At 58.6% G+C, this 26,333-nt stretch carries 28 protein-coding genes and 2 pseudogenes; 19 read left to right on the top strand and 11 right to left on the bottom strand.

Annotation, left to right across the window (positions count from 1 at the left end; genetic code table 11):
• Positions 1–14 precede the first annotated feature (14 nt).
• Positions 15–254 (bottom strand): DNA-binding protein, encoded by a 240-nt coding sequence (locus AC1RQG_RS26860; protein ID WP_493136299.1) that lies wholly within the window; start codon positions 252–254, stop codon positions 15–17.
• Positions 255–440: 186 nt separating this feature from the next.
• Between AC1RQG_RS26860 and AC1RQG_RS26855 the strand changes: the two genes are divergently transcribed.
• The 7 genes from AC1RQG_RS26855 to AC1RQG_RS26825 all read left to right on the top strand — a co-directional run bounded on the left by AC1RQG_RS26855 (position 441) and on the right by AC1RQG_RS26825 (position 10,627).
• A complete protein-coding gene (locus AC1RQG_RS26855) occupies positions 441–1,460 on the top strand; it encodes a site-specific integrase (RefSeq protein WP_493136297.1) in 1,020 nt (339 codons plus the stop codon).
• Between the two features lie 66 nt (positions 1,461–1,526).
• Positions 1,527–2,201 carry a heavy metal response regulator transcription factor gene (locus AC1RQG_RS26850; protein WP_493136295.1) on the top strand — a complete coding sequence of 225 codons (675 nt, stop codon included), beginning with the start codon at positions 1,527–1,529 and terminating at the stop codon, positions 2,199–2,201.
• Positions 2,179–3,603 carry a heavy metal sensor histidine kinase gene (locus AC1RQG_RS26845; protein WP_493136293.1) on the top strand — a complete coding sequence of 475 codons (1,425 nt, stop codon included), beginning with the start codon at positions 2,179–2,181 and terminating at the stop codon, positions 3,601–3,603. The genes AC1RQG_RS26850 and AC1RQG_RS26845 overlap by 23 nt, the downstream gene beginning before the upstream one ends.
• A 163-nt stretch (positions 3,604–3,766) precedes the next feature.
• Entirely contained in the window at positions 3,767–5,419 is a 1,653-nt protein-coding gene (locus tag AC1RQG_RS26840) for a 2Fe-2S iron-sulfur cluster-binding protein (RefSeq protein ID WP_493136291.1), read from the top strand.
• Between the two features lie 25 nt (positions 5,420–5,444).
• Complete coding sequence (locus AC1RQG_RS26835) at positions 5,445–6,155, top strand: hypothetical protein (RefSeq protein ID WP_493136289.1); 711 nt, start codon at positions 5,445–5,447, stop codon at positions 6,153–6,155.
• A gap of 64 nt (positions 6,156–6,219) precedes the next feature.
• Positions 6,220–7,440 carry an MFS transporter gene (locus tag AC1RQG_RS26830; protein WP_493136287.1) on the top strand — a complete coding sequence of 407 codons (1,221 nt, stop codon included), beginning with the start codon at positions 6,220–6,222 and terminating at the stop codon, positions 7,438–7,440.
• Between the two features lie 85 nt (positions 7,441–7,525).
• Positions 7,526–10,627: a Tn3 family transposase gene (locus AC1RQG_RS26825; protein ID WP_493136285.1), complete on the top strand. Its 3,102-nt coding sequence runs from the start codon at positions 7,526–7,528 to the stop codon at positions 10,625–10,627.
• Positions 10,628–10,973: 346 nt separating this feature from the next.
• Here the strand turns inward: AC1RQG_RS26825 and AC1RQG_RS26820 are convergent, their stop codons facing one another.
• From AC1RQG_RS26820 to AC1RQG_RS26810, 3 genes are read right to left on the bottom strand one after another with little or no spacing between them, the layout of a single operon-like run.
• Positions 10,974–11,654 carry a hypothetical protein gene (locus AC1RQG_RS26820; RefSeq protein WP_493136283.1) on the bottom strand — a complete coding sequence of 227 codons (681 nt, stop codon included), beginning with the start codon at positions 11,652–11,654 and terminating at the stop codon, positions 10,974–10,976.
• Positions 11,651–12,418 carry a P-loop NTPase family protein gene (locus AC1RQG_RS26815; protein ID WP_493136282.1) on the bottom strand — a complete coding sequence of 256 codons (768 nt, stop codon included), beginning with the start codon at positions 12,416–12,418 and terminating at the stop codon, positions 11,651–11,653. The genes AC1RQG_RS26820 and AC1RQG_RS26815 overlap by 4 nt, the downstream gene beginning before the upstream one ends.
• Entirely contained in the window at positions 12,418–12,915 is a 498-nt protein-coding gene (locus AC1RQG_RS26810; RefSeq protein ID WP_493136280.1) for a hypothetical protein, read from the bottom strand. The genes AC1RQG_RS26815 and AC1RQG_RS26810 overlap by 1 nt, the downstream gene beginning before the upstream one ends.
• A 246-nt stretch (positions 12,916–13,161) precedes the next feature.
• On the opposite strand from AC1RQG_RS26810, the gene mobA reads away from it, so the two are divergent.
• The 3 genes and pseudogenes from mobA to AC1RQG_RS26795 all read left to right on the top strand — a co-directional run.
• Positions 13,162–13,470 (top strand): plasmid mobilization protein MobA, encoded by a 309-nt coding sequence (gene mobA, locus AC1RQG_RS26805; protein ID WP_493136278.1) that lies wholly within the window; start codon positions 13,162–13,164, stop codon positions 13,468–13,470.
• Positions 13,460–15,583, top strand: a complete 2,124-nt coding sequence (traI, locus tag AC1RQG_RS26800) for a TraI/MobA(P) family conjugative relaxase (RefSeq protein WP_493136276.1) — start codon at positions 13,460–13,462, stop codon at positions 15,581–15,583. The genes mobA and traI overlap by 11 nt, the downstream gene beginning before the upstream one ends.
• 582 nt (positions 15,584–16,165) lie before the next feature.
• Positions 16,166–16,411, top strand: a pseudogene (locus tag AC1RQG_RS26795) (hypothetical protein); the annotation flags it as partial.
• Here the strand turns inward: AC1RQG_RS26795 and trbL are convergent.
• The 3 genes and pseudogenes from trbL to trbJ form a co-directional block, all read right to left on the bottom strand.
• Positions 16,355–17,242, bottom strand: a pseudogene (trbL, locus tag AC1RQG_RS26790) (P-type conjugative transfer protein TrbL); the annotation flags it as partial. The pseudogenes AC1RQG_RS26795 and trbL overlap by 57 nt on opposite strands.
• A 125-nt stretch (positions 17,243–17,367) precedes the next feature.
• The gene (locus AC1RQG_RS26785) at positions 17,368–17,580 is read right to left on the bottom strand and encodes a hypothetical protein (RefSeq protein WP_493136275.1); all 213 of its coding nucleotides are present in this window, start codon (positions 17,578–17,580) and stop codon (positions 17,368–17,370) included.
• 24 nt (positions 17,581–17,604) lie between these two features.
• Complete coding sequence (gene trbJ / locus AC1RQG_RS26780; protein WP_493136272.1) at positions 17,605–18,345, bottom strand: P-type conjugative transfer protein TrbJ; 741 nt, start codon at positions 18,343–18,345, stop codon at positions 17,605–17,607.
• 341 nt (positions 18,346–18,686) lie between these two features.
• Between trbJ and AC1RQG_RS26775 the strand changes: the two genes are divergently transcribed.
• Together AC1RQG_RS26775 and AC1RQG_RS26770 are read left to right on the top strand one after the other, a co-directional pair.
• Positions 18,687–19,115: a hypothetical protein gene (locus AC1RQG_RS26775; protein ID WP_493136270.1), complete on the top strand. Its 429-nt coding sequence runs from the start codon at positions 18,687–18,689 to the stop codon at positions 19,113–19,115.
• Entirely contained in the window at positions 19,090–19,473 is a 384-nt protein-coding gene (locus AC1RQG_RS26770) for a hypothetical protein (protein WP_493136268.1), read from the top strand. The genes AC1RQG_RS26775 and AC1RQG_RS26770 overlap by 26 nt, the downstream gene beginning before the upstream one ends.
• Before the next feature lie 83 nt (positions 19,474–19,556).
• Here the strand turns inward: AC1RQG_RS26770 and AC1RQG_RS26765 are convergent, their stop codons facing one another.
• Positions 19,557–19,700, bottom strand: coding sequence for a hypothetical protein (locus AC1RQG_RS26765; protein WP_493136267.1), 144 nt, complete (start codon positions 19,698–19,700; stop codon positions 19,557–19,559).
• Between the two features lie 179 nt (positions 19,701–19,879).
• On the opposite strand from AC1RQG_RS26765, the gene AC1RQG_RS26760 reads away from it, so the two are divergent.
• Complete coding sequence (locus AC1RQG_RS26760) at positions 19,880–20,332, top strand: hypothetical protein (protein ID WP_493136265.1); 453 nt, start codon at positions 19,880–19,882, stop codon at positions 20,330–20,332.
• Positions 20,333–20,453: 121 nt separating this feature from the next.
• On the opposite strand, the gene relB is transcribed toward AC1RQG_RS26760, so the two are convergent.
• Complete coding sequence (gene relB, locus AC1RQG_RS26755; protein ID WP_493136263.1) at positions 20,454–20,639, bottom strand: type II toxin-antitoxin system RelB family antitoxin; 186 nt, start codon at positions 20,637–20,639, stop codon at positions 20,454–20,456.
• Between the two features lie 264 nt (positions 20,640–20,903).
• On the opposite strand from relB, the gene AC1RQG_RS26750 reads away from it, so the two are divergent.
• Entirely contained in the window at positions 20,904–21,311 is a 408-nt protein-coding gene (locus AC1RQG_RS26750) for a hypothetical protein (RefSeq protein WP_493136261.1), read from the top strand.
• A gap of 104 nt (positions 21,312–21,415) precedes the next feature.
• Here AC1RQG_RS26750 and AC1RQG_RS26745 read toward each other — a convergent pair whose 3' ends face one another.
• Entirely contained in the window at positions 21,416–22,060 is a 645-nt protein-coding gene (locus tag AC1RQG_RS26745; protein ID WP_493136259.1) for a hypothetical protein, read from the bottom strand.
• 137 nt (positions 22,061–22,197) lie between these two features.
• Between AC1RQG_RS26745 and AC1RQG_RS26740 the strand changes: the two genes are divergently transcribed.
• Entirely contained in the window at positions 22,198–22,455 is a 258-nt protein-coding gene (locus AC1RQG_RS26740; protein WP_493136257.1) for a hypothetical protein, read from the top strand.
• Between the two features lie 60 nt (positions 22,456–22,515).
• Here AC1RQG_RS26740 and AC1RQG_RS26735 read toward each other — a convergent pair whose 3' ends face one another.
• Positions 22,516–23,031 carry a hypothetical protein gene (locus AC1RQG_RS26735; RefSeq protein ID WP_493136255.1) on the bottom strand — a complete coding sequence of 172 codons (516 nt, stop codon included), beginning with the start codon at positions 23,029–23,031 and terminating at the stop codon, positions 22,516–22,518.
• Positions 23,032–23,175: 144 nt separating this feature from the next.
• On the opposite strand from AC1RQG_RS26735, the gene parA reads away from it, so the two are divergent.
• The 4 genes from parA (at position 23,176) to AC1RQG_RS26715 (ending at position 25,414) form a co-directional block, all read left to right on the top strand.
• Positions 23,176–23,805, top strand: a complete 630-nt coding sequence (parA, locus tag AC1RQG_RS26730; RefSeq protein WP_493136253.1) for a ParA family partition ATPase — start codon at positions 23,176–23,178, stop codon at positions 23,803–23,805.
• Complete coding sequence (locus tag AC1RQG_RS26725; RefSeq protein WP_493136251.1) at positions 23,802–24,044, top strand: plasmid partition protein ParG; 243 nt, start codon at positions 23,802–23,804, stop codon at positions 24,042–24,044. The genes parA and AC1RQG_RS26725 overlap by 4 nt, the downstream gene beginning before the upstream one ends.
• A 3-nt stretch (positions 24,045–24,047) precedes the next feature.
• Entirely contained in the window at positions 24,048–24,272 is a 225-nt protein-coding gene (locus tag AC1RQG_RS26720) for a hypothetical protein (protein ID WP_493136249.1), read from the top strand.
• A gap of 104 nt (positions 24,273–24,376) precedes the next feature.
• Positions 24,377–25,414, top strand: coding sequence for a replication initiator protein A (locus AC1RQG_RS26715; RefSeq protein ID WP_493136247.1), 1,038 nt, complete (start codon positions 24,377–24,379; stop codon positions 25,412–25,414).
• Positions 25,415–26,333: the final 919 nt, after the last annotated feature.

The following is a 26,333-nucleotide window of genomic DNA, read 5'->3' as shown; positions in this document are numbered from 1 at the left end:
ACTGTCAGTTGCAGTTATTCCTGGCCGAGAACAGGCTGGAATGCTGGTCGGGGCCGTTTCAAATGCAGGTCATTACAGGTAACGGTCTCCTGATGCTCGCTCTTCCAGCGCTTCAGCATCGGCGCTATCGTACTTTTGCTGCCGGTGCCGCCCAGTGCTTCGCGCACGTTGTCGACGGTCGGGTTTTTACCTTCCACGGCAAGCGTTGCGGCCGCTTTGGCGACTTGCGAATATAGGATACCGGCACGAGCCATGACCACTCCATTAAATTAAGTAACGTATTATGTGTTACGTAATAATACGATAAATAACGATTAAAATTCTTCACTAATTTAAATATTTTGAGCTTCTATAATGTACGTTACAGCAGGTTATACCACCCGCAGCATGCTATCCTCATCGTAATCACGTTACGAGAGCGCATTTCGCGCGACGCCGCCATGGACAACCCGCCCACCGTACTTGAAGCCGACGAAATACCCACTACTAGGTCGGCGGCTGCTATCGATTCCGCCGTTACGCTGCTGAATGACCACGACTTGGCCGCGCGGCACCGGGTCTTCCTGACTGCCGCCACGTCCGACAACACGCGCCAGGCGTACCGGTCGGCGATCAAGCACTACCTAGACTGGGGCGGCGTGCTGCCGGCCGACGAGCCGGCCGTCATCCGCTACCTGGTGCGGTATGCCGACGCGCTCAACCCGCGCACCCTGGCACTGCGCCTAACAGCGCTCTCGCAATGGCACGTCCATCAGGGCTTCGCCGATCCTGCTGCCACCCCGACCGCGCGCAAGATCCTGGCCGGGATCGCGCGCACCAACGGGCGGCCGAAGAAGAAGGCAAAGGCGCTGCCGATCGTGGATCTGGAACTGATCGTGGCGACACTGGCCAGCCAGGGTACGCTGAAGGCGGCGCGCGATAACGCGCTACTGCAGGTGGGCTTTTTCGGGGGATTCCGGCGCAGCGAGCTGGTGGGCATCGAGGTCGATCACATTGCCTGGGACGCGCAAGGGATCACGATCACGCTGCCGCGCTCGAAGACGGACCAGACCGGTGAGGGCGTGGCCAAGGCGATCCCCTACAGCGCCGGGCCGTGCTGTCCGGCGAAGGCGTTGCGGACCTGGCTGGACGCCGCCGGCGTGACCAGCGGCGCGGTCTTCCGGTCGATTAGCAAGTGGAGCGTAGTGGGGAGCGATGGATTAAACCCTGCCAGCGTGAACACCATCCTGGCCGGCGCGGCCAAACTGGCCAAGCTCAGCTATGTGCCGGAACTGTCGAGCCATAGCCTGAGGCGTGGCATGGCCACCAGCGCCTACCGTGCCGGCGCTGACTTCCGCGACATCAAGCGGCAAGGCGCGTGGCGCCACGACGGCACAGTGCAGGGCTACATCGAGGAGGCCGGGTTGTTCGAGGAGAACGCTGCCGGTAGTCTGCTGCGCTCTCGGGTCAAATCGGCCTGAATCGGCTTAGCACCTGATTTTTTGAATTCCGTGCGCTCCCTGCTAGACATGACAAAGGTTTTGGAAATGAAAATACTGATTGTTGAAGACGAGCCCAAAACCGCCGCTTTCATCAAGCGAGGCTTTCTCGAGGAAGGTTTCGCTGCTGATCTCGCCACGGATGGGCCAGACGGGCTTCATCTCGCGCTGACGGGAGTATATGACCTCATCGTACTTGATGTCATGTTGCCCAAGCAGGACGGCTGGTCGGTGCTTACGCAGATCAAGGAACGTCTGCCCCGCCAGCCTGTGATTCTTCTCTCGGCCCTTGACGCCGTTGCTCATCGGGTCAAGGGCCTGGACCTGGGCGCCGATGACTACCTGGTCAAGCCGTTTGCGTTTTCCGAATTGCTTGCCCGTGTGCGCAACGCCTTGCGTCGGGCGCCGACGCAACAACCTGATATCTTGCGTCTGGCCGATCTCGACATGGACCTGGCTCGGCACAAGGCATCACGGGCGGGAAAGCCGCTTGACCTCGCTCCGCAGGAATACCGACTGCTCGAATACCTGCTTCGTCATCCCGGCGAGGTGCTGACCCGGACGCGGCTGGCCGAACAGATATGGGACATCAATTTTGACGGCGACAGTAACGTAGTCGACGTCGCTGTGCGTCGACTGCGGCGCAAGGTTGACGATCCCAGCGACCGGAAACTGATTCACACTCTGCGGGGCGTCGGCTATGTCATCGAAGAACGGCTTTGAGCCAATGGCCCTCATCGGGGAGCGTGGCTCGATCGCCTTTCGCCTCACGGTCTGGTACGCCCTTCTTAGCGTGGTGTTGATCGCGTCGGCCGGTAGCATCCTGTACTGGGTCTTGGCGGACCGCCTGCGCCAAGAAGATGACCAATGGCTGGCTGGGCGGATCGCCCAGGTGCGCGGTATCCTGTTGTTACATTCGCGCGACACTGCGGCCCTCCAGGAAGAGGTTCATCGTGAGGCAGCGATGCTTCCCGGCTCCTATCTGCGCGTCGTCGATGGCCACGGCATCAATGTGATAGAGGCACCGATTCCACATGCCGTCGCGGGTGGACGCCCATTCGCAGATCCCCGTTTTCGCACACGCGGCGACGAACAGGGCATGGACTGGCCTTCAGGTTCCGGGGAAATGTACCGACTTATGTCCGCTCGGGTCGGCGTCGGTGCCGGATTTACGGTGCAGGTGGCAATGAACCGGGCCAGTGAAGAAGAGGTACTCGCGGCATATCGGCGCATCCTGTGGCTCGCTCTTTCCGCTTCGCTTGCCATCGCCATCATTGCGGGCTACCTGATCGCACGGCGCGGCCTGCAGCCAGTGTCCCGGCTGGCAGCCATCATCGCGGAGCTGAGCGCAGCACAGTTGCACCGCCACGTGGTGGACGGCGACTGGCCTCGGGAATTGAAACCGCTCGCCGCCAATTTCGACCAGCTCCTAGTGCGCCTGGATGAGTCGTTCGTCCGAATGTCCCGATTTTCCGCCGATATCGCGCACGAATTGCGTACCCCTCTCCACATTCTTCAGGGCGAAGCGGAACTGGCCCTTTCCAAGGACCGCTCGAAAGAGCAATATCGCGACTGCATCGCCTCGGCTACGGAGGAGTACGAGCGCCTAGCACGGATGGTGGATGCGTTGTTGTTCCTCGCCCGTACGGAACAACCCGATTCGCTGCCTAACAAGCGAACACTGGTCATTGAGCATGAGATCGCAGCCGTGTGCGCTTTCTACCAGGCGCTGGCGGACGAGCAGGAAACCACGCTGATCGCTGGCGGCTCGGGGACGGTGCTGGCCGATTCCGCCTTGTTGCGTCATGCGTTGGGCAATCTGATCATCAATGCACTAAACCACACTCCAATCGGCGGGTCCGTTGTTGTCGATGTGACGAAAACATCTGATCGCGCTGTGGAAATCGTCGTCAGCGACACCGGAGAGGGCATTGCGCCGGAGGACTTGCCCCACGTTTTCGATCGTTTTTATCGTGCTGACAGCGCACGCTTCAGGCAGGGCGCCGGCACAGGATTAGGCCTTGCCATCGTCAGGTCAATCATGCTGCTTCACGGCGGATCGGTTTCTCTCGACAGTCAGCTTGGCCGCGGCACCGCTGCGACACTGAGATTCCCGGCCACGTAACGACGATATGCATCGGGCATTGCAAGATGACCAAATGGTCAGCTTCCGGTCATGTCGTGGCACTACTTCCTTCGCTATGATCGCGTCCACATGTAGTCGGCCCGCAACCTCAGCGCACGATTTTTCCATTCCCTGAACAGGCACCGATAGCGATCGGTCCGACTTGAATCCCATTGAAAGCGATGAATTAATGGAAGAGTTTTTAATCGCTCAGTTTGATATCTCTTTTATCGATGTCAGCGCCTATATTGGCCTGACGGCCGCCGGCATCATGACCCTGAACCTTTTCATTGGGCTGCTGCTTTCGGTGCACTACAACACCGAACTCCAGTGGCCTCATCGGCGTCTTCCGCTGCTGGAACTTCACAAATGGTCCGGTTACAGCGCTCTATTTGTTTCGCTGCTGCATCCCGCGTGGCTACCATTGGCGAAAGCGGCCAACTACACAATCCTTGCTGTGTTTTTTCCTTTCATCACGCTCGAGCAGCCGATCCTGACGAGTTTGGGTGCGCTCGCAGCGTACACACTGATATTTGTTGTGGTGACCGCGTACTTGCGAAATCGATTCAAATATACGTTGTGGAAAAAACTGCACTACGCAAGCTATGTCGTGATCGGCTCATTTCTGGTCCACGGAATTTTCACCGAACCGTCTTTAAAACATGGTGCAGTGATCGACTACCTGGATGGCGGAAAGTTATTTATCGAAGCTTGCGCGCTTGTCTGCGTCGGCCTCGTTATCTGGCGCGTGACATACGGAACTAAACTTCGTACATTCAATGCGGCACAACAGCCGGGAGCGCCTTCTTGGCGTGGTGAACTGGTCATTCACTCGATCATCGATCTGCGCGATGACGTCAAAATGTTCCGCCTGGTGAACCCGCGCGGTGGCGATCTGCCTTTTGCGTTTTTACCAGGACAGTATCTGAGATTTCGACTGAAGCAGGACGACAGCATATTTACCCGCAGTTACAGCATTTGCTCGGCACCAGACTCAAGAAGTTTTTGCGACATCGCTGTGAAGCGCACGAGCGACGGCAAAGGGTCAGCTTATATGTATAGTATGACGCAGGTGGGGCAAGTCCTGGCATGCGATGGGCCGCACGGCACTTTCACGTTCACTGGCGCAGGTTCCGATGGCGTCGTTCTCATCGCTGGCGGCATCGGCCTCACTCCGCTGCTATCAATCATCCGCCATCTGGCGAACCAGAAGTGGCCGCACGACGTGTTTCTTCTGTTTGCTGTCAGTACCCCAGCGCATGGTTTGTTCGAGGAAGAACTACACGCACTCGCCGAACGGTATCTTCATTTCAACTACTTGATTTTGCCCTCGCGAATCGATGGATCGGCATGGCCGGGTCCAAGTGGCCGCTTGCAGTCTTCTCACCTTATGGAACTTGCCCCTAAAATTGCTCGCCTTCCAGTCTACCTATGTGGTCCTGAGCCAATGATGGCGGCAGCAATTGCCAGCCTTCGCAGTTTAGGCGTGGAGGAAGCACAAATCCATACTGAATCATTCGGCGGTTCAATTATTCACGACGACGCGCTACGCGCTGCGACCATTATTTTTGCAAAGTCCAAGAAAACCGGGTTGATCACTGCCGGCAGAACGTTGCTTGACGCTGCAGAAGAATACGGCGTACCGATCGAGTCGCTGTGCCGAACAGGGGTCTGCGGAACATGTAAAGTCCAGCTGATTTCAGGTGAAGTCAAGATGCATACAGACACATCGCTTACAGCACGGGATATCCGCAATAACCTCGTCCTCGCTTGCCAGGCACGGCCGACCACATCAAAAATTGAAATCGCATGCTAACCCTACAAAACGTCACGAGAGCACAATGAAAAAATTCCAATATGGATGGGTTGTTTTTGGTCTGCTCGCCACTACCGGCACGGCGCAGTCGGAAGAGTTCACAGGTCAATATCTCGCCACAGGCAATCTCTCAACCCAGTCGCGCCTGATGCCCTCCTTAAATAGTCGGCTGACAGCGAATTATGCGCCACCCGCCCTGACGGGAAATTTCGATTTTCGTCTGGAGCGTTACACTGAGAACTCGTATCACACGGTCGATGGAAACATGACGCGCGAGCGTAAGTTTGAAGCGCAACTCAATTTCAATTTTCCACTCACCGAACATTTTACGGCGACGGTCGGGGCACTGCGGCATGAAAATTACACGTTTCGGGATAACTATAACTGGGCTGTGGTGGGATTGTCTTGGTCTGGCGATGTTGCAAAAGACACGAGTCTGACTACGGCGCTTTTTGCTGAGAAGCGTAACGGTGGTGGTCGCACTTTTTATGATCTGTCCGGAAATTCCGAGCACCGTTTCAATGAGAAATATGGGGTGTTTGTCGCCGCTCATATTTACGAAAATTTGGGCGAGTTCGATGCATCTCCATCTCATAAACGCGAGTTCGAGACGGGCATAAATTACTACATCAGCAAACGGTACTTCGCTGGAATTTCCTACTTTTATCATCAGCAGGTTGGCGATCCGACTGACCGGTTTTCATTTGTTAAACTGAAGGTTGGCGTAAATTTCTGAAAAATGCCTTCTTGACATAGCCTCGAGCAGCTTTGATATTTGGTTTCATGACGATGACGAAAAAATGACGACAAAGAACATCGGCAGCACACTCAGACAAATCCCAATCGGGATCTGGATGCTGGGCTTCGTGAGCATGCTGATGGATATTTCCTCGGAAATGGTTCATAGCCTGCTTCCTTTGTTTATGGTCGGCACGCTCGGGGCCAGCGCCCTCGCTGTTGGCTTGATTGAAGGACTTGCCGAATCTACCGCCCTCATCGTCAAAGTGTTCTCAGGAGCGTTGAGCGACTACCTCGGCAAGCGCAAGGGCCTGGCATTGTTCGGTTATGCGCTGGGTGCGCTGACAAAGCCACTTTTTGCGGTGGCGAATACAACCGGCATCGTGCTTATGGCTCGCCTACTGGACCGGGTGGGGAAAGGTGTGCGAGGGGCGCCCCGTGACGCGTTGGTCGCTGATATCGCTCCACCACACCTGCGCGGCGCTGCGTTCGGCCTGCGCCAATCGCTTGACACGGTGGGGGCATTCCTCGGCCCACTGCTTGCGGTCGGCTTGATGCTTTTGTGGGCCAACGATTTCAGGAAAGTCTTTTGGGTTGCGGTGATTCCTGGTCTACTGGCCGTTACGCTGCTTCTGTTCGGTGTGCGCGAACCAGTGCAGCATCAAAACGGCAAACGTACAAATCCTATCCGCCGAGAAAGCCTAATGCGTCTTAGCGCCCCGTATTGGTGGGTGGTTGGGATTGGCGCGGTATTCACGTTGGCCCGTTTCAGCGAAGCGTTTCTTGTCCTGCGCGCTCAGCAAAGCGGTATCCCGGTTGCATTTGTGCCTCTGGTAATGGTCGCAATGAATTTGATTTATGCCGCCTCGGCGTATCCATTCGGAAAACTTTCCGACCGCATGAGCCATACGAAGTTGTTGGCGCTCGGGCTTGCCGTCCTGGTGGCAGCCGATCTGATTTTGGCCGCAAGCGATCATTGGGCGGTGGTATTAGCCGGCGTCGTGCTGTGGGGCGTTCACATGGGGATTACACAGGGACTCCTGGCAACGATGGTCGCCGATACAGCACCGGCCGATCTGCGCGGCACGGCCTATGGCGTGTTCAACTTGATGAGCGGCATCGCCATGCTGATAGCGAGCGTGTTGGCGGGCCTGCTATGGGATCGGTTTGGGGCGTCGTCGACGTTCTATGCGGGTGCCGTTTTTTGCATGGTGGCCCTGATCGGGCTCGCCACATATCGTTCTGGCGCGATCCACAACCGCGCTACCTCATCCTCTGAGTAATATCGCGACGCAAGCCAAAATAATGCAATGACAGCTAAGCAGGGGAACTCATGCCAGTCAGCTGTTCACTTTATATTTTCCGTTCATGGCCACTGACACGCGCCGGCTGACGATTCTATCGGCTGAGGAAATTGCCGCCCTCTACGAACTGCCCAAGTTTAACGATGACGACCGGCGGCTTTACTTCGATTTCAGCGCCGCCGAGCGCGATGCGGTGGAGCGCGTCCATACTTCACCGGCGGCGGTGCACCTGGCGCTGCAAATGGCCTATTTCAAGGCCAAGCGACGATTCTTTGTCTTTGAACCGAATTCGGTCGCGGACGACGTCGCCCATGTCGTCAAGCGCCATTTCGTCGGCAAGGAGATCAGCACGCTGAAAGCCTTGTCCAAGCCTACCCGACTGGACCAACAAAAGATCATCCTGCAATTGTTCGATTACCGCCTGGCCGATCAAACGGCTAAGGAAGAACTGGAACACAAGGCGCAGCGTTTCGCGATGCTGTCGACACAGCCAATCTACATCATGCGCGAAGTCCTGCAGCACCTGGAAAGCCAGCGCGTCGTCATTCCCGGCTACAGCTATCTGCAGGACATGGTCGGGCGTGCCGTTACCTCGGAGCGCAACCGCATCACTGCCCTCCTGGAGGCGGCGTTGACGCCGGCGGCGCGCGAGCAGTTGGATGCCTTGCTCGAAGCCGACGAAAACATGTACCGGATCAGCGCATTGAAGCGCGAAGCCAAAGATTTCAGCTACAAGGAGCTGCGCCAGGAAGTCGAACGGCGCCGCTTCTTCCATCCACTGCATGATACGGCGCGCAAGTTCCTGGCCACCGCCGGACTCTCGGCCGAGAGTGGCAAATATTATGCGTCACTGGTCAAGTTCTATACCGTCTACAGCTTGCGACGCATGGCGACCAAGACAACACGGCTGTACCTGCTGTGTTTTGCGTACCATCGCTTCCGCCAGATCAACGACAACTTGATCGACGCCTTCATCCACCTGGTCCACCAGTACGAGAAACTTGGTAAGCGGGCGGCCGACGAGACCATGCACAAGGCGATGGAGGACGCGGCTGCACATTTGCAGGCGGCGGGCCAAGTGCTAAACCTATTTACCGACACCGCCATCCCCGAAGATGCGCCGTTTTCCACCGTCAAGGTACAGGCGTTTCATCTGCTGGAGCCGGAACAATTTCCGATCGTGGCGAACTACCTGCGCAATATCGCCTTCGACAAAGTCGGCTTCGAGTGGGCGTACTACACCACGTTGTCACACCAGTTCAAGCGCAATCTGCGCCATCTGTTTTGCGAACTGGACTTCGCCGGTCGTGTGGAAGACGCACCACTACTGGGCGCGGTGCTGGTCCTTCAAGACCTGCTGCGCAGCGGGAAGTCGCCGCGCCAGGCCAAGCCGTCGCTGTTTCCGACCGAAGTGATTCCCAAGAGCCTGCAGCGTTATCTTTTCGTGGATGCCGGGGAAGATGACGACCAGCTAGCCGAAGGCGATAAGGTGCTGGACGTCGACCGCTACGAATTCCTGCTTTACCGCCTGCTGCGCAATGCGCTCGAAGCCGGCAACCTATTTGTCAAGGACAGCGTGGAATTTCGCCGCTTCGAGGATGACTTGATCAGCGACGAGCGCTGGGAAAACAAGGCGCAAGTCCTTCAGGAAATCGGCGCGCAGATCCTGATCGATCCGATCGAGAACACACTGGCACAGATGAAGGCCGATCTGGAAACGAAGATCGAAGCCGTGAACCAGCGTATCGCCGACGCGGTCAACCAGCATATCAAAATCACTGGCCGTGGCGAAAAGAGGCGCTGGCAGTTGCTATATCCGAGTGAGGACGAACCGGTCAACAGCCCGTTCTTCGGCAAGCTGCCGGGCGTGGGTATCGCCGATCTGTTGTGGTTCGTCCATCAGCACACCGGGTTCTTAAAAAGCTTCAGCCACGTGCTGGACCGCTATGTCAAGCACGATCCCGATCCGCGCGAACTGCTGGCGTGCATTGTCGCCATGGGTACCAATATGGGGATCGGTAAAATGGCAGAGGTCTCGGGCCTGAATTACGCGTCGCTGCTTAATACGGCGCGCAATTTCCTGCGCCAGGAAACTCTGCATGTGGCCAACGATGCGATCAGCAACGCGATCGCCGTGCTGCCGGCATTCCATCTGTACGATATCCGTGACGACGTGCATTCAAGCAGCGACGGCCAGCGGATCGAAACGCAGATCGATACGGTCAACGCCCGTTATTCGCCGAAATACTTCGGATTGCAAAAAGGCGTCAGCGCCTACACGCTGGTCGCCAACCATGTGCCGATCAACGCCAAGATCATCGGCACGCACGAGCACGAAAGCCACTACGTGTTCGATCTGTTGTACAACAACACGTCGGACATCAAACCGGAGCGGCACTCAACCGATACCCACGGCACCAACCAGGTCAATTTCTGGACCTTGCATGTGTTCGGCTACCAGTTCGCGCCGCGCTACCGCGACCTACACAAGAAAATGGAAAAACTGGTCGGCTTCCAGAACCCGGGGGAGTATGGCGAGCTGCTGATCAAGCCATCCAGAAAGGTGCCGGAGGATCTGATCATCGCCGAATGGCCCAATGTCCAGCGCATTATGGCGTCGCTCGCGCAAAAGGATGTGACGCAGGCGACCGTCATCCGCAAGCTCAGCAGCTACACGCGCCAGAATCAGACCAAGAAAGCCCTGTGGGAACTGGACAATATTCGTAGGACGCTGTACATCCTGGACTTCATCGACGACGCCAGCCTGCGGCAAAGCGTACAAAAAGCATTGAATCGGGGAGAGGCCTATCACCGGTTCCGCAAATCGGTATCCTACGTCAACAATGGGAAGTTCAGGGTCAAGACCGAAGCCGAGCAGAATATCTGGAATGAGTGCTCGCGATTGATCGCCAACGCCATCATTTATTACAATACGGCGTTACTGTCGAAGGTCTATGAACAGAAGCGCGCGGCGGGGGACGGGGAGGCGATTGGCGCTTTGCGCAGCGTGTCGCCAGTGGCATGGCGCCATGTGAACCTGATCGGCCGCTTTGAATTCACGGCCGAGGCGCCGCAGCTCGACATTGACGCCCTGGCGGCACGCTACGCCGAACCGGGCTACTGGGGGCAGGCGTTCGAGGAAGGCGAGGACGGCTCATTAGCCTGAGAATTCAAGGGCTTACGAAAACTTTTACCTTTTCGAGGGGATGGGTAGAAATAGCCATTTTGCAGCTTGGGTGCTGGCCGGAAGCTGGCCCTGCCCTGGCGTGAAATCGGGTTTGTACGCCTTGGGCAAGTCGGCGGCGTCAGCCTGGCGCACTGCGCCAGCGATGGCGGCCCCCAGGATCAAGGCTTGTAGTGGCGTGGTCATGCGACCACTTTACGGCAAAACGCCCAAGGCGTGGGCCGTGGGCGTCTTGTTGGTGCGGCCAGCTGCTATCATGTGGCCGCGTTTTCGCTTTCTTGTCACAGGCGGCGAGGATGCTTGGGCCAGGCTATTTGCCTGGCCCTTCTCATTTCCTACGCAAGGAATTGACGATGTATTCGCCGACCGCCCGGCCGTCCATGTTGACCTGCGCCGGCGGCTGCTGGACGTGACCATGATTGACCAGCCACCACATGCAAGCACCGACCACGGCACCGCCGATCACGCCGCCGACCGCCGCCCAGCTCAGGACCTGCAGCGTGCCAACATGGCGAATCTGCCCTATCCGGCCCTCGGCCGCCGTCAGCGCCTCGCCCAGCGACTTCTGCGCCGTCCCGATCTTCGCCGCCTGGCGCTCGATGATTTCGGCCGCCTGGCGCTCCACGGCACCGGACACGCCGCGCACCAGGTCAGCCTGCGACTTGGCCGACAGCGCCTCGATCACCTGGCGCGCTTTCTCGGCCGTTTCCATGACACTCGCCTGGCTGGCGGCGGCAGCGGCCTGCAGCGTTTCCAGCTCCGCAGCCTTGGCCTCGGCCAGCGTCTTCATCGCCTCGGCAATCGCGTAATCCGACCCTTCCTTGATCGCCGTTCCCAGCTCGACAATGGCGCGCTGGATAGCGACCAGGCCATGCTGGCTGACCGCGAACGGTATCCATTCCGGCGAATCGAAGTCTAGGCCGTAGGCGGCCGCCACGGCATAGATGTTTTTCTTGTCCTCTTCCGGCAGCTGGGACATCACCTTTTCAAATGCTTGCTTGCTCATCATTTCCCTTTCAAGCCGATGAAATCGGCGATCTTGTCCAGCTCGGCATCCGTGTCTTTCATCCAACGGATCAGGCGCGAGCGCTGCGGCCTGGTCAGCGACGAGTGTTCGCACGCATCCCCGAACTTGAGCATCAGATCGTCAATGGCGACCATGACGCCGGCCTGCAGCTTCGGCAGCTCGATTTCGATACCGCCGTATTCCGGCAGCATCACGCGGCCCGTGCTGGGCTTGTTGTTGGCATCGCCCAGCCACATATAGAAGTCTTCATCATCGCCAAACCAACGATTGATGACAGCCACATAGTCCGCTTCCTTGCCGGCCATTTCGATCATCTGCTTGACCGTCCGCGTGCTCGACTGGAAGGGCGACAAAACATTGATGAGCGTGGGCCGGTATCCCGACCGTTTCAGCTCATCGAAGAACCCTACTTCGGCGTCGAACTTCGCCAGCGCCGTCAGCGAAGCCGCCGGCATGTCCACCAGCACGACCGGCAAATCGTAGTCCAGCATCGCCAGCAGCTTGTCCCGCTCCTTTTCCTCGCCGGTCACGCGCATGGTCAGCACGCCATCGCCCGGCGCTTGCTTGACCGGATTGCCGTCCCCATCGACCTTGCAATAGAACTGGAACAGCTGGCCTACTTCGCCGTCACCATCGACCAGCAATGCCTGCACGCCGTCACGCTGATAACGGTCAGCAATCGCCCGCGTCATCGTTGACTTGCCAGTACCGCCCTTGTCCGTCAAAACCATCACAAAACGTTTCATTACCGATCACCCCTTTTCTTTGCTGCTGGCGTCAACGAATTTTCAGCGTCATCACGCAGCGCTTGTTTGTCTTCTGGCGTCAACATGCGCCGCGCCTCTGGCGTGGCACTTCCTTGACCTTGATCCTGACCAGCACCTGTATTTCCGGCCGCAGATGGTTGCGTGTACACGCTTTGCTTTTTCCCATCTTCGACCGACGCTACCGCCTTCTTCTTCGGCTGTTTGATCGCCGCTTTCAGCGTCGTCAAGCCAATATCCACGCCGCCATCTTTGAAAAGCTTAACGATTTCCTCAATCGTGTATCCCTTCGCTTGTGCGGCCCGAATATCGGCCTTCAATGACGCGACAACCTCCTTTGCCGCCAAGCCTCTTTCTGCCTTTGGCTTTTCGGGCAATGCCGTCAGAATCGACGCGACTTTGTCGCGTGATTCGACGGTGAATTGCTTCGGTTTACCTGCCATAATGTTTGACCTCATCTTTGACTTAATACCGACCATTCGGTATTCATCACACTTTATGTCAGGCAACATTCCTTGTCAATGCGCGCCCAACATGATATTAATGCGTGACCTACACCACACGTCTTAGTAGAGGACAGGGTAGGAGATGTAATACCGCCGCTAAAGCGGCTGTATTCCACCGGCTGGCTCCACTCGTTTCACTCGTTCTGCCTGCCTTCTCCCCCTGCTCAGGGCTTCGCCCCGAGACCCCTACCGCGACGGCACAACCTGAGGTTGTACCTTATGAGCAACAGCGAAACCCGCAAGCGCACCGTGGCGCTTGCTGTCAGGCTCTCGCCTGACGAGTCGGACGCCATCAGAGACAAGGCCCGCGATGCGGGCGTTCCTGTCTCCGAGTTCTTGCGCGCCGCCGCTTTAGGCCGCAAGACGCGCAGCACCATTGATAGCCAGGTCATCAATGAGCTGCGCCGACTTGGCGGCTTACAAAAACACCTGTTCAACCAGTCCGGCGGCGCGCACTCCAAGGAGTTCGCCGCCGTGCTGGTTGAAATCAAAGATGCAGTCGCAAGGATCGCGGGCGATGCTAGCTAAAGTTCCTCCAAAGCGTAACGATGGCCGTACCAGCTTCGGCAAGCTGGGCCAGTACATCAGCCGGTACGACGCCGGCGCAGAGCTGCGCCAGGAGTTCGCGCCGCCCGAGCTGGAAGCCCAGGCGCGGGAGCTGGCGGCCGGCCTCGACCTGTCCGACCGCTACAGCGATCCCCGCGCCGTCGACTATCCTGGCCGAACGGCCGCCCTGGTCCATGCCCAGGCCAAGGCGCTGGAACCGCCACGCGAGCCGGGCCGTAGCCTGTCGAACGCCCGGACCTTGGACCAGCTGCAGACCCTCGGCAGCATGGATACGCTGCACATGCCAAAGCGCGGGAAGGATCACTCCAAGGAAAGGCCGGAAGCAGCGCCGCCTGGCGATGCGCCCGCCCTGGAAACGAACTGTCTTTCCCTCCGCACGGCCAGCGCCGAAATGAAGGCCGTGGCCGACATGAATACGCGGGTCAAGGACCCGGTGTATCACGTGGTCGTGTCCTGGCGTGAGGGCGAGCGGCCCACCAATGAACAGATGTTCGAGGCCGGGCGGGAAGCGATGAAAGCCGTGGGCATGGATGGCCACCAGTACGTTTTCGCGGCGCACCGCGACACCGGCAATCATCACTTGCACATGATGGTCAACCGCGTGCATCCAGAGACGGAAAAGGCCGTGTATCCCGAGCGCGATTTCTACAAGCTGGACCGCTGCATGCGCGAGGTCGAATTGCGGCAGGGCTGGGAGCATGACAAAGGCCCGTTTGCCGTCATCGAGCGCGACGGCCGCAAGGTCGTGGATTGGGCCAGCAAGGACGTGAACAGCCGCGAGAAGCTGCCGGCGAAGGCCCGCGACATGGAAGCCAACGCCGGGCATGAAAGCCTGTTCAGCTATGCACGCGGCGAGCCGCGCAACACCGTTTCCGAGCTGCTGAAAGACCCGCGCACCGGCTGGCAGGACCTGCATAGCGCCCTGGCGAAGCACGGCCTGGAACTGCGCGAGAAGGGCCAGGGCCTGGCGATCTATGACAAGGCCAACCCGGAGCAGACGCCCATCAAGGCCAGCGACGTGCACCAGGAGCTGGGCAAGGGCAAGCTGGTCAAGCGGCTGGGCGAGTTCCAGCCGGCGATCCGGGCCATCCAGGTCGAGGAACCGGCCAAGACCTACAGCCGGCACCGCGAGCCGGTCAGGGACCAGTCCAAACGCGACCAGGCACGCGAGGACCGGGCGCAGGCCCGTCGGCTGTTGCGCACCAGATACGACGACTGGCGGGCCAGCCAGATCGAGGCGCGGCAGCTGGACCGGACGGCCGGCCGGCTGGGCGAACGGCAGCAGCAGAAAGACCTGGCCTCGCACCACAAGACCAGGCGCGAGCAAATCCGCCGCATGGACGCGCCGGCGGCCGTCAAGAAGGCACTGTACAGCGTGGCCGCGATGGAAGCAGTACAGGCCCGCGAGAAACTGCGGGCCGAGCTGGACGCCAAGAGGAAGGCCGAGCGGGCCGACCGGCCGCAAAACTTCAAGGACTGGACCGCCGACCGCGCCCAGGAGGGCGACCAGGCTGCTATCAGCCAGCTACGCGGCTGGGCCTACGCCGACAAGCGCAAGGCGAAGGACATGGAGAAGGCCGACCAGGAGCGGGCAAAGCAGAACGGCATCACGGCCGAGGTTCCCGACCAGCGCGCCGAGCCGATGTCGCCGCGCCGCCTGGCCTTGCTCGATTCGCTGCAGTACCAGGTGGACCGGAAGACCGGCGATGTGCACTACCAGGCCGCGAGCCGCCACGTTTTCACCGACAGCGGCAAGCGAATCAACTTCAGTGCGGCCGGCGCGACCGACCGCGAGGCGCTGGCCGCCGGCCTGGCGCTGGCCCGCCAGAAGTTCGGCCAGCAGCTGACGCTGACCGGCTCCGAGCAGTTCAAGGAGGAAGCCATCCGGGTCATGGTCGAGAAGCGCCTGGACGTGCGCCTGGCCGATCCGGCCCTGGAAGCCAAACGCCGGGTCTTGGAGGCGGCCCGCGACTTGCCGAAGGGGCAGGGAAAGGAGCAAGGCGAAAGCCTCACCAGGAGCCGCCAGGGGCCGCAGAAAGGGCCAACTCCTGGCAAGGGAGGAATGGAGCGATAGACAACAAAAAGCCCTGCAACTGCAGGGCTTTTTTGTTGGGTGACGCCGGTTTCATTCGTCGCCGTGTTGCGTTTGGATGCCAGCGCCGCCGCCACTTGTCTTTTGCATTTCGTCAAGGACGCGCTGTGCAGCCTGCGCGCTTGTTTTGGCTGCTGCGTTAGTCGGCGCTTTCGGCTGGTCCTGTGGCGTTGACTGGCCGGCTTCCTGGCCTCCGATGGATGGCGCGGCCGTGTCGCCCAGGCTTGGAGCCGGCGCTGCTGGGGCTACTGGCGCCGGTGGTGCGGGTGGTGCAGCTGGTCCTGCAAGTGGCGGCGCTGGCGGGGTGGGCCGTTCAGCATCTGCGGGTGCGGCTGCTGATGCTTGGCTGGACGCGGCCGGCGCAGTTGTGTCAGCTGGAGCTGCAGGATGCGTAGTTGGCCCTGCAAACTGCGGCGCTGGTGGGGTTGCCCGGTCACCGGACGCGGGTGCTGAAGCTGCGCCAGATGCCGGCGCAGCTGGTGAGCTGGCCCCTGCGGACATAGGCGGCGCTGGAGGTGCTGCAACCGCAGCGGGCGAGGCCGCGGCCATCGGCGGAGCCGGCGGTTGCGCCTGGCCAGCGGCGGCGGCACCAGGATTCGCTGCGCCGGCCAGGCTGGCGGCTGGCGATGTCGAGCCACCGCTAACGCCGGGGATCGAGCCGGCCGCACCGGCGGCGGCTTGGCCAGGGCCGCGACCCATGCCAGAAAGAGCGCTAATCGCGTTAGAGCCGGCCTGAATGGCCGATCCGACGCTACTCTTAGCCATACCGCCGGCAGCGTAAATGCCTCCTGCAGCTGCGGCGATAGCACCGCCGCCGGCAACTACTGCGCCCACGCCATCGGCCGCCGACATCGAGGCGGTTCCGCCCAGCAGATCGGACGCCAAGGTAGGCACCTTCATTGCCAGGACCAGCAGCATCACCGAGCCGGCCAGAACCGTCCAGATCGGGGTCAAGTCGGTCAGCGACAGCTTGGCAATCTCCGTGCCGAAATCAGACGCCAGGCCGGTCCCGACCGCAATAACGAAGTAGAGGGCGAGGAACCGGATGCCGTAGACCAGGGGCGTTGTAATGATCTTCATGGCGATGTCCTTGGTCCACTTCATCACGCCAAAGGCCAGGGCAATCGGATAGACGGCGATGTAGAACCAGAGCTGAATCCATGCAACCGCGAACTGTGCCGCCAGCATCCCGAAACACACGATGATAATGATGAGGGAGCCGCCGACCAGGAAGGCCGCAAACGGGTTGGTCATGGCCGCCACGCCGGCCGGAACAGGTACGCCGGCAATGGTCGCATTGTCGGCCAGCTTCGACATCATCAGGTTCACCAGGTCGATGCCCTGCCAAAAGACCTCGCCGGGGCTGATCGCCGACGTGTGCGCGCCGTCCTTACCGATCTGGATAAAGCTGTTGACCACCGAGAGCGGGACGCTGGGGTTATTCATCACCCACAGAATGAGGCCCATCCACATTGTCCGCAGGATGACGACCGTGAGCATTTCCACGGCGTCCGCACCTTTCAGGAGGCGGCCGATAAGCGCCCATGCCAGATCAATCGCAAAGAGCTTGTAGCACAGCGACAGAGCTATCGACGTGATGTTCGCGCCGAACGCGGTAGCCGCATCATGGTACTTATTCATGATCGTGCCGAGGTCATAGCCGGTCGGCGTGTCTGCAAACGCGGGCGAAGTTAAAAGCAACAGGCCGGCCAGTAGTAGCAGGCGGCCTTTATGGTTACTGGTCATGGCTGGTGTCCTTGATCCGGTTAGAACGACTTGAAGCCGCTTTCGCCTGGCTTGCGCACAGCCTTAGTGCCGCCGCCCTGCTTGAGCATTTCCTGCGTGGCCTTGTTCGCGGCATTCTGCTGTTCGGCAGCCTTCTCGGCTTCCGATTTGCCGCAGCCGGTCAACATCGACGCCAGCGAAACGATGACGACAGCGAGGGCGAGGGAGAAGAATTTTTTCTGATTGAAGGTCATGATCTGGTCCTTGAGAGTGAGTGGTTAGAACGACTTGAAACCGCTGCTGCCGGTTTGGCGCACGGTCCCGTTGCCCTGTTTCATAAAGGTTTGGGTGGCGTCTACCTGGTCGGCCTGCTGCTGCGCCTGGCCGGCCATGTATGAGTTTTGCGCCTGCATCTGTGCCATGTAGAGCTGGCGCAGCTTCTGCAGCTGGTCGATCTGCTGCGAGGCGATCATGTTGCCGGCCTGCAGAGCCTGCAGCGAGCCGGGCGAGCCTGCCGACATGCTTTGAATTTGCTGGATGGCGGCGCGCTCGCTGGCGAACTGCGAGGACTGCAACCCGGCCGCCTGCAGGGCCGCGTTCAGGCCGTCCATCTGCACCTTCACCATGTCGCCAAACTTGCTACCGAAATTGGTGGTGCCGGCCGTCTTGGCGTAACCCGGAAATTTCGTCTTGAACAGCTGGTCGATGTTCCCGCCGGCATAGGACAGGCTGGCGGTCTTGTTCACCAGGTCGGCCAGCGCGGCCAGCTCCTGCTGCGCCTGGCCCCAGGTCTGCACCGGGGCGGCGATCAGGTTTTGCAGCTGCTGCTTCTCCATCATCACCTGCTGCAGCGTCTGCTGTACCTGCTGATACATCTGTGCCGACTGGTTCACCAGTTCGACGTTGTTGAGAATCTGCGTGATTTCGGTCGAGCCGCCGAAGCCCGCCACGCTGCCGGCATGGGCGGCAGGGCCGCCCAGGATCGACGCCACAAGAACGGGAACGATTAACCGTTTCACTTTGTTTTTAACGACATCCATTTTTAGCACCTCGAAATTGCATGTTTGGGAACCCACAAACCTGTTTTCGGCGCATCCTTTTGGTGGCAAAAACTGGTCCGCTTCACTCTGGAAACACCCGATTAGCTCAGTATAATTAGTGCTATACTTCGCCAATTCTACTAGTCGTTACATCTGACTGCCTGACTAACTTGTGTGTTTCCATGAATAAACATATTATTCCTGTCCGGCACAATAGTCAACAATTAGTCGTAACAAAATATGTCATGTCGTCAGTATTGATTTTGTGTTGACTACGTGGTTTAATACTGTTGCCGAGAGGCACAAAAGGAGATTCATTCATGCAGATCAAGCAGCGCGGCCGCCGCATCCTGTTCTTACGGGCGAGCTACGACCCAGCGGTAAAACGATCCAAGCAGATGCACCTGGGCTCGATCCCGGCCGGCGCGCTGGAACTGTCGCCGCAGCTGGCCGCCACCATGACGCAGGAAGAACGCGACCAGTTCGCGGTGTGGGTGGAAAAGCAGGTAGCGGCCGAGCGGGCCGCTAAGATCGCCAAAGAGATCAACGACTTCCCGGAGACGATGCGGGAAATCGCTGGCTACGTGATGCGCGGTGCTGCGCTCACGCCAGGCCAGGCAAAAGGAATGTGGGACGGCATGGCGCTACTGCGCCGGCAGCTCACCAGGGCGGGCTATACCAAGCCCCATTTGACCGAAGCACCAACAGCAGAAGGAACAAGCAATGACCGAGACGATGGAGATTCATGACGCGATGTGGCGGCTGTCCTGCGTCGAGCGCACGCAGTACCACTACGACCCCGCCGGCGACGTGTACGGCGATGGGCCGATACAGTACCTGGTCGAGGTGGGCGACCTGTTTTTCGTGGCGTGGGTGAACAATGACAGCGGTAGCGTGATCGTTAATCCGATCACCCGCTTCTCCCTGGACGAGCTGGACGAGCTGGGCGCTGCCGAGCCGTGGACGGTGCTGCGCGTGCCGTCCACGATGTCCGAGCGCATCGACTTCCGGGAGATTGACCCGGCCGAGCTGGCCGAGGTGTATCACAGGATGGAAGGGCGGTCGATTGCGGCGACCACCCTTCCTGTCATGACGGCCTATTCGTAGCACAACAAGACCCCCGAACGATACACGATGCCGGCGCAGCTGGCGAGCCTGACGGCCAGCTGCAGCCTTCTCACACGCCCCATTCAGCGGCGCTTTGACATGACCCGCACCAGGGCGACGGCCAGGACCATGACCAGGAACACGCCGGCCCCGACTGGATGCTCGTCCAGGACGATGACGAACACGGCGGCGGCGCGCAGGGTAGCAGGGGAAAACAGTTTTTGCATGAAACGGCTCCAAGAGGAAAATTCGTATAGCAACTTTGCTGTCACGACTTCCTCAGGAGCCTAATTTTTTTGTGCGGCCGTTTCTTGTGGTGGGATTTCCGACGTTGGAAATGCCAAGGGTCGGCCAGCAGCAGGTTCTAGCCGGTAAGATAGCGGCTTGCCCTTGAGAATCTGCCAACATGCCACTTTATGACAACGCCAAATATCTGATCCGTGCCAACCTGGAAGAACTGGATCGAGGCGGGCGCGTGCGCGCTGTGGTCATTGGGACGTTCACACGCGAGCAGCACGAGGCGATCAACGCACACAAGGCATCGGTTGGCCTCCCGCTGCTTGAAAGCCCGGAGATTGTTTTCATCGGCTCTCACCTGTATCGCAGCCGCGTTACCCGCGATGGATACACGCTTGAGGACGTCATGCTGCAGATCGAATATGCGCTGGCCGACACGGCCCTGGTGCTGTCCTCGCCCAAGATGACGGCGATCCGCAGCACCGTGCACAGACAGGACGGTTACGGCAATGAGGTTCTGGATGAGGCAGTCTTTGAGCTGACACAGCGCAAGCCCAGGGCCGAGCTGTATTCCGTGGTGCCGAAGGGCGACAAGATCAAGCCAACAAAACCGCAGCAGTAAAAGAAAAGGCCGCTAAAAAGCGGCCTTGTGAAACTGTGAAGCGTTCGCCCGGATAACTTAAATCTTTTCCGGCGCACCAACACTTCAAGACTGAATCATAGCACAGATGTCTCAAAAATGATCAAGGGCGTCGTGACGCCTTGCGCTTGCGCTCGATGAGGGCGCGCATCTCGGCCATCACCTGGTCATGCGGGATGCTGGGGCGCGGGTCGTCGATGGCTTCCTGCACCTTGGCGTGAAACCAACGGTCGTAAGCCGCTTCGTCTTCGGGGCCGGCGAAGCCAGGCGGGATTGGATCGGGCGTCATGGCGACACGGTACACCAGGTCAGCCGTGTGTGAAAGCACGAAGGCCGGCCCGGAGTTCGGGCGTGCTGCCCTGGCCCAGCTGGTACGCGGTGGCCGCCTGCAGGGACAACCAGGCGAACTATCGTGTTTTCACCCACGCGCCCAGCGCCGGCGATCAGGTTACTCAATTTGACTAATGAGTGCGGCAGTTTACTAGTACATGACACTTGACACTAGTGTTACTAGTGAATACTATAGTTCTACCGCACTCAAAGGAGAAACAACATGCCGCAATTCAATGTCGATGAGGACTTGGCTGCACTGGTCGAGCGCTTGGCTGAGCCGAAGCCGTTTGAGCATCTGTCGTTCAATAACGCCCTGCGCCGTGTCTTGACCAAGTTCGGCCAGATTGCCGAGGCGAAGCCGGTCATCGGTTTGGACGAGCTGCTGGCTGAGTCGATGGCTCTGATGAAGGGCCGCAAGATTCCTAAGAAACTGCCCTCGCCCAGCGCCCAGGAGTGGGCCTCTAGCGTTCCCGATTTGAAGGGCAAGCCAGGCTTGATTAGCTGGAAGGCTGTCTGTGATTTGCTGTCTGTGGAGACTGGCGGTGACTCTGCCCGGCGACGGCTGCGGAATTGGGTCAAGGAGAACCGCCCGAGCTGGCCGCCGGTGCCGGAAATTAGCGGGGACTGATGTTTATGAACCCGGCTTCATAAATATCATTCTGCTATGAAGTGCGTGGAAGCGATTTTATGTCAAACTGGCAAAACATTTTTGTATCCGGGTTCTATTAAGGTTTACATTGCGCCTCGTGCTGCCTGGAGTTTCTGTTCGAGGTCAGCTGGAGGGACGCCACGAAACTCAAGTATTGGTCCCATGCTCGTATCAATAGTAATCTGACCAGATTCAACCTGTTCTTTTAAATACTGCCGCCCGAGTTCCGTTTTAGGACCGATCAATTGCGACCCATTGATACATATAGCTTCCATCTGAACAAATTTGCCATTAATTTTCACGGCCGGGTAGCCATCAGGAGCTGTATAAGCATTTGCCTTGCACATCCGGCCTGATAGATCGAGGAGGCGGAATCCCACTTGATTATTGCGAGTGTCTATAGCGGCAGACATCATCACTTGTTCATTGTTCTCAGCAGGCAATACAAACATGCTGCTAGAGAGAGGGAGCCACTTCGATCTTTTTACGGGGGCTTGATCGACTTTCCCAATTCTTTGCTGGGTATTCACTTTGCATGAAACCCAATGCTTCTGATATTCAAAAGCGTCGGCTGGCCCCCAGCACCATCCCGCATTTTGAATACGACTGTAGATGTCATCGCGGCGTTCGCAAGACCTATGGGTGGCAGGATTGTCACCAGAACCCCCACGGCACGCCTCGTTTGCAGAGTCGTATTGCGCGACCAGTTGCTGAACCTGTGTAGTCATGTTCTTGTCTGCAGATGAAGCATACGACGTTGACGCAGCCGCTAAGAGTAGGAAAGGTAGGAGGGCTTTCATACTGTCCTTATGGAATAGAAATTGTTAATAATCATACTACTGTCAAAAACATAAAGGACCAAATCATGGAGAAGCAAAAGCGGCAGCCAGGCCGGCCGGCCGGATCGGGTGCGCAGCTGCCGCCCATCGAGCGCAACCGCCAGAGCCGCCGGCGACAAGCCGCCAAGGGAGCGCCACGGCTGGACTTCTTCCTGGACCCGGCCCACGCGGCCCAGCTGGCCGAGCTGATGGAGCATTGGGGCCTGAACACCCGCAAGGACGCCGTGCAGCGCACCCTGGACCTGGTGCACCAGCTGGTGCGCCGAAGCGGCGAGCGTCATTGATATAACGATAGTGGCCTGCGCCTAGTGTGAGTGAAAAGCCGATGCTCGACAGTGCGGCCATTAGCCGCGCACAGTGATTTCGATGTCTGATGGTTCGACGCCAAAAGTCTGAGCAAGACCGGCTTTGGCCTCGGCCATCGTGAGCGGTCCCACTTGACGCTTGACCTCTGGCACAGGCTCTTGTTCGGGCATCGGGTGGAATTCAAGCTCATCAAGTTTGATGCCGAACTGTTCCAGGTCGGTGTACAGGACAGGATTGCGGTTGCCTGGCCAGGCATCGGGAACGTCAATTTCCGCATACTCGCTGAAGACCAGACGCCAGCGGTTTTCGCTGTCGTCTTCCTTGGAACGCACCACGTCTTTGAGCTTGCCGACAACGAACGCCGTGTGATGCGGTGCCGAGACGTGGCCCCAGTCATCAGTGAATCCTCGGTTTTGGACGCATACAACATACTGGCAACCGCGTGCGCGCTTCGCATCCAGCACCCAAGCCTGGGAGCCGCCTTCAGCCAAAATCTTCTCAATACCACGGGCAGTAAGTACGCAAACGACGCTGTTTTTATTTATAGTTTCCATCAAATCACCCCTTTAAAGTGAAAAAGTATGATGAAACTATAGCCAAAGTATAGATACTTCGCAAGGAATTTATTCAAAAGGTTGTTGACTGTTTTGTGCTTTTCTGTAAAATTACAGTATCGCAAAAACACAAAAGGGTAAAACATGATTTTCGGAATTCTGAATCAGAAGGGTGGTGTCGGGAAAACGACTCTAAGCGTTAACCTGGCGGCGTGCCTGGCCCGCGCCGGCGGCCGTGTGCTGCTAATCGACGCCGATCCGCAAGGGAGTGCTTTGGATTGGGCGGCCGCTCGCCAGGGCGAACCTCTCTTTACCGTTGTCGGTTTTCCCCGCGCATCCATCCACAAAGAAATCGCGCAGATGGGCAAGGGCTACGATCACATCGTCATCGACGGCCCGCCCCGCGTCACCGACCTGGCCCGCTCGGCCATCATGGCGTCCGATGTGGTTGTGATCCCGGTCCAGCCCAGCCCCTACGACATCTGGGCCGCTGACGAGGTGGTTAAGCTGATCGAGGAAGCGCGGGTATTTAAGGAAAACATTAAATCCGCTTTTGTAGTAAATCGTAAAATCACAAATACGGCAATTGGCCGCGACGTGCGCGATGCCTTGGCCTCGTACCCGGTCCACGTCCTGCAGGCGAGCGTCACCCAGCGCGTGGTATTTGCGGAAGCCGCCGCCCAAGGCCAGGCTATTTTTGAAATCGACGCAGCAGGCCCGGCCGTGGCCGAAATCGAGGCCGTCGCTGCTGAACTGATGGAGTATGCAAAATGAGCAAGAAAATCGCTTTCGGCGCGAAGCCGACCACTAAGCCCGCATCGGCGGATGCCTGGGTCGAGGACCGTTCGGCGGCCGCCGCAGCTGCAGCTGGTGAAGCTGATCCCATGAAGCGCCTGACCATCGACATTCCGGAAAGCCTGCACCGGACGATCAAGGCGCAATGTGCGATGCGCGGGACCAAGATCGCGGACGAGGTGCGCGAGCTACTTTTGCAGAAATACGGAAATGCGTAAAAAATGAAATACAGTTATACGATTGAACCGCGTGCCGCTGAGCTGGGCGGTGGCTGGCGGCTACGACTGATCGAGGACGGCCAGGAAGTCGGCGGCGGCGTGTTCCCGCCCGAGGAAGGCCATGATACGGAGGCGGCTGCTCTGCAGGCGGCTTTTGACGACGCAGAGGCTACCGCCTATGACTGGCTCGATTCCAGGGAAGGGGCCGCGCACGATGCCGGCGAATAATCGCAAGCACAAACATGATTTGCGGAAAGCAGTAATTAATGTTTTCTGTATTTGTTGAAATGTGAGGTATGCAGATGAAGTCAACTAAGGCATTGAGTGACGCCATGACGCGGCTGAACGCTAACCGGCAGGCTAAGGCAGCGCGCCGCCTGGCCGATCAAGCGGGCCAGTCTGAGCTGTTCGGAACCGCCGGCGAAACCCCGCTGTCGGCCGACGAGCTGGCCGCCTTTGAGACGCCACCCAAAGCGCAAGATGCGGAGACGAGCGGCAAGCGGGCGGCATTGCTGCCCGTCCGACACCCTAACCGCGACTTCTTCCTCTGCGATATGTTCGACTATGCCATCAAGGACGATGGAGCGAGCATGGAAGCGCCCATTTTCACCCTCTCCACGCGACCGGACCTGTCCACCTGGTCGTGGAAAAGCCAGGACGGAAATCGCAGCGTTGAGGTCTATCCGAGTGTGAAGGGCCGGGCCACTCAGCATGATAAGGACGTACTGATTTACGTCATCAGCCAGCTCACCGAAGGCATCAACAAGGGGCGGCCGGATGCGGTCAACAGGACCGTGCGCTTCGTGGTGCACGATTACCTAGTCACCACAAACAAGTCCGTGAGCGGTGACGAATACAAGCGCCTGCAGGCGGCGCTGGAGCGGCTGCGCGGAACGTCAATCACCACCGACATCAAGACCGGCGGCCAGCGAGTTAAAGAAGGTTTCGGCCTGATCGACAGCTACTCGATCATCGAGAAGTCGCAGGACAACGAGCGCATGATTGCCTTGGAAGTCACCCTGTCGAAATGGCTTTTCAATGCCGTCCAGGCCCATGAGGTCCTTACCCTCAATCGGAACTATTTCCGTCTGAGGAAACCGCTAGAGCGCCGCTTGTACGAGCTGGCCCGCAAGCATTGCGGCCATCAAGCCATGTGGCAGATCGGCCTGGAGCTGCTGCGGGAAAAATGCGGCTCCAAGATGGAACTCAAGGCTTTCCGGCGGGCTATCAGAGAAATTGTCGAGGCCGACACGCTACCCGACTACCGCATGTCCCTGGACGCAGAGAAAGACCAAGTCCTGTTCTACACTAAGGACACCAGCAAACTCGTCACGGGCATTGCCAAACGGCAGCGCCGGGATAGCAAATAATTATGATGAGCCGGTCATCATAATTCGTGGTTTCACACACCGGATCGGTTGCTATGTGCCTGGTGTTGGACGTCAGGATGACATAGTGGCCTGCTAAACGGCGCTGCAATTCGGGTTTTCAGCCTCCGGGACTCGTGGTTTCACTCACCACAGAGCCTAAAACAGGCTTCGTGGTTTCGCGCACTGCTGTGGATAGTATCGTGGTTTCACTCACCGAATCTGTGGATAGTATCGTGGTTTCACTCACCGGCAATTCGTGGTTTCACTCACCGGCCACTCCGCTAACACGTTGATTTATTACAACAAAAAAGCACTATCCACAGGCGTAACACGCGCGCGCTTTTTAACTCTTTATAAAGTCTTTAACGCTTGGCGGCCTGCGGCCGGGCACCCCGCTGCGCGAGGTTCCCCGGACAAGCCGGCTCCCCTCCTGGCTTATCGACAGCCCGCAAGCGGGCTAAGAACGCGCCTCTCGGCGCGTAGTACGAAACACACCGAGACGCAACGGGCAGCGGATCGACGCCATGCTTTCGGCGGGCTACGGAGTTGGCCGCAAGCGGCCAAGCCCTACCGGGCCGGCTCCTACCGCCTCACCGCCGGCAAGCCGGCGGCCCGCTACATGGCGCGATGCAGCGCAACTGGTACGCGGCGGCCCTATGGTCTTCCAGGAACAGGAATGCCGGCGATCGTGGGCGAAATGAAAGCCTGCGGAACGCAACGGCCGGATGGGATGACGCCAAGGAATGGCCTCAGGCTGCACCAGAGAGCGCAGGAGCCGCTTTTATGGGTTGGTTGACCTCTGCCCCACCCCTACCTTCAAAAAACGGCTCTACGGGCCTATTTTGGCTAATTATGCCCATCCCCTCCAAAAGGTAAAAGTTTTCATGACTGCTTGATTTTATGGGCAACGCTGCTTTCG

Source organism: Rugamonas sp. GW822-FHT03B10 (assembly GCF_058801745.1).
Note: the sequence above shows the minus strand (reverse complement) of the source record. Positions and strands in the feature narration are given on the sequence as shown.

Excerpts from the sequence above, each read along its gene's own strand:
- AC1RQG_RS26715 (WP_493136247.1), top strand. The coding sequence starts at position 24,377 with ATGACGCGGCTGAACGCTAACCGGCAGGCTAAGGCAGCGCGCCGCCTG.
- AC1RQG_RS26765 (WP_493136267.1), bottom strand. The coding sequence starts at position 19,700 with ATGCAAAAACTGTTTTCCCCTGCTACCCTGCGCGCCGCCGCCGTGTTC.
- AC1RQG_RS26720 (WP_493136249.1), top strand. The coding sequence starts at position 24,048 with ATGAAATACAGTTATACGATTGAACCGCGTGCCGCTGAGCTGGGCGGT.
- AC1RQG_RS26775 (WP_493136270.1), top strand. The coding sequence starts at position 18,687 with ATGCAGATCAAGCAGCGCGGCCGCCGCATCCTGTTCTTACGGGCGAGC.
- AC1RQG_RS26750 (WP_493136261.1), top strand. The coding sequence starts at position 20,904 with ATGCCGCAATTCAATGTCGATGAGGACTTGGCTGCACTGGTCGAGCGC.
- traI (WP_493136276.1), top strand. The coding sequence starts at position 13,460 with ATGCTAGCTAAAGTTCCTCCAAAGCGTAACGATGGCCGTACCAGCTTC.
- AC1RQG_RS26745 (WP_493136259.1), bottom strand. The coding sequence starts at position 22,060 with ATGACTACACAGGTTCAGCAACTGGTCGCGCAATACGACTCTGCAAAC.
- parA (WP_493136253.1), top strand. The coding sequence starts at position 23,176 with ATGATTTTCGGAATTCTGAATCAGAAGGGTGGTGTCGGGAAAACGACT.
- AC1RQG_RS26770 (WP_493136268.1), top strand. The coding sequence starts at position 19,090 with ATGACCGAGACGATGGAGATTCATGACGCGATGTGGCGGCTGTCCTGC.
- AC1RQG_RS26740 (WP_493136257.1), top strand. The coding sequence starts at position 22,198 with ATGGAGAAGCAAAAGCGGCAGCCAGGCCGGCCGGCCGGATCGGGTGCG.
- AC1RQG_RS26855 (WP_493136297.1), top strand. The coding sequence starts at position 441 with ATGGACAACCCGCCCACCGTACTTGAAGCCGACGAAATACCCACTACT.
- AC1RQG_RS26785 (WP_493136275.1), bottom strand. The coding sequence starts at position 17,580 with ATGACCTTCAATCAGAAAAAATTCTTCTCCCTCGCCCTCGCTGTCGTC.
- AC1RQG_RS26760 (WP_493136265.1), top strand. The coding sequence starts at position 19,880 with ATGCCACTTTATGACAACGCCAAATATCTGATCCGTGCCAACCTGGAA.
- AC1RQG_RS26845 (WP_493136293.1), top strand. The coding sequence starts at position 2,179 with ATGTCATCGAAGAACGGCTTTGAGCCAATGGCCCTCATCGGGGAGCGT.
- AC1RQG_RS26815 (WP_493136282.1), bottom strand. The coding sequence starts at position 12,418 with ATGAAACGTTTTGTGATGGTTTTGACGGACAAGGGCGGTACTGGCAAG.
- AC1RQG_RS26825 (WP_493136285.1), top strand. The coding sequence starts at position 7,526 with ATGGCCACTGACACGCGCCGGCTGACGATTCTATCGGCTGAGGAAATT.
- AC1RQG_RS26810 (WP_493136280.1), bottom strand. The coding sequence starts at position 12,915 with ATGGTCGGTATTAAGTCAAAGATGAGGTCAAACATTATGGCAGGTAAA.
- relB (WP_493136263.1), bottom strand. The coding sequence starts at position 20,639 with ATGACGCCCGATCCAATCCCGCCTGGCTTCGCCGGCCCCGAAGACGAA.
- AC1RQG_RS26860 (WP_493136299.1), bottom strand. The coding sequence starts at position 254 with ATGGCTCGTGCCGGTATCCTATATTCGCAAGTCGCCAAAGCGGCCGCA.
- AC1RQG_RS26830 (WP_493136287.1), top strand. The coding sequence starts at position 6,220 with ATGACGACAAAGAACATCGGCAGCACACTCAGACAAATCCCAATCGGG.
- AC1RQG_RS26725 (WP_493136251.1), top strand. The coding sequence starts at position 23,802 with ATGAGCAAGAAAATCGCTTTCGGCGCGAAGCCGACCACTAAGCCCGCA.
- AC1RQG_RS26835 (WP_493136289.1), top strand. The coding sequence starts at position 5,445 with ATGAAAAAATTCCAATATGGATGGGTTGTTTTTGGTCTGCTCGCCACT.
- AC1RQG_RS26850 (WP_493136295.1), top strand. The coding sequence starts at position 1,527 with ATGAAAATACTGATTGTTGAAGACGAGCCCAAAACCGCCGCTTTCATC.
- AC1RQG_RS26820 (WP_493136283.1), bottom strand. The coding sequence starts at position 11,654 with ATGATGAGCAAGCAAGCATTTGAAAAGGTGATGTCCCAGCTGCCGGAA.
- mobA (WP_493136278.1), top strand. The coding sequence starts at position 13,162 with ATGAGCAACAGCGAAACCCGCAAGCGCACCGTGGCGCTTGCTGTCAGG.
- AC1RQG_RS26735 (WP_493136255.1), bottom strand. The coding sequence starts at position 23,031 with ATGGAAACTATAAATAAAAACAGCGTCGTTTGCGTACTTACTGCCCGT.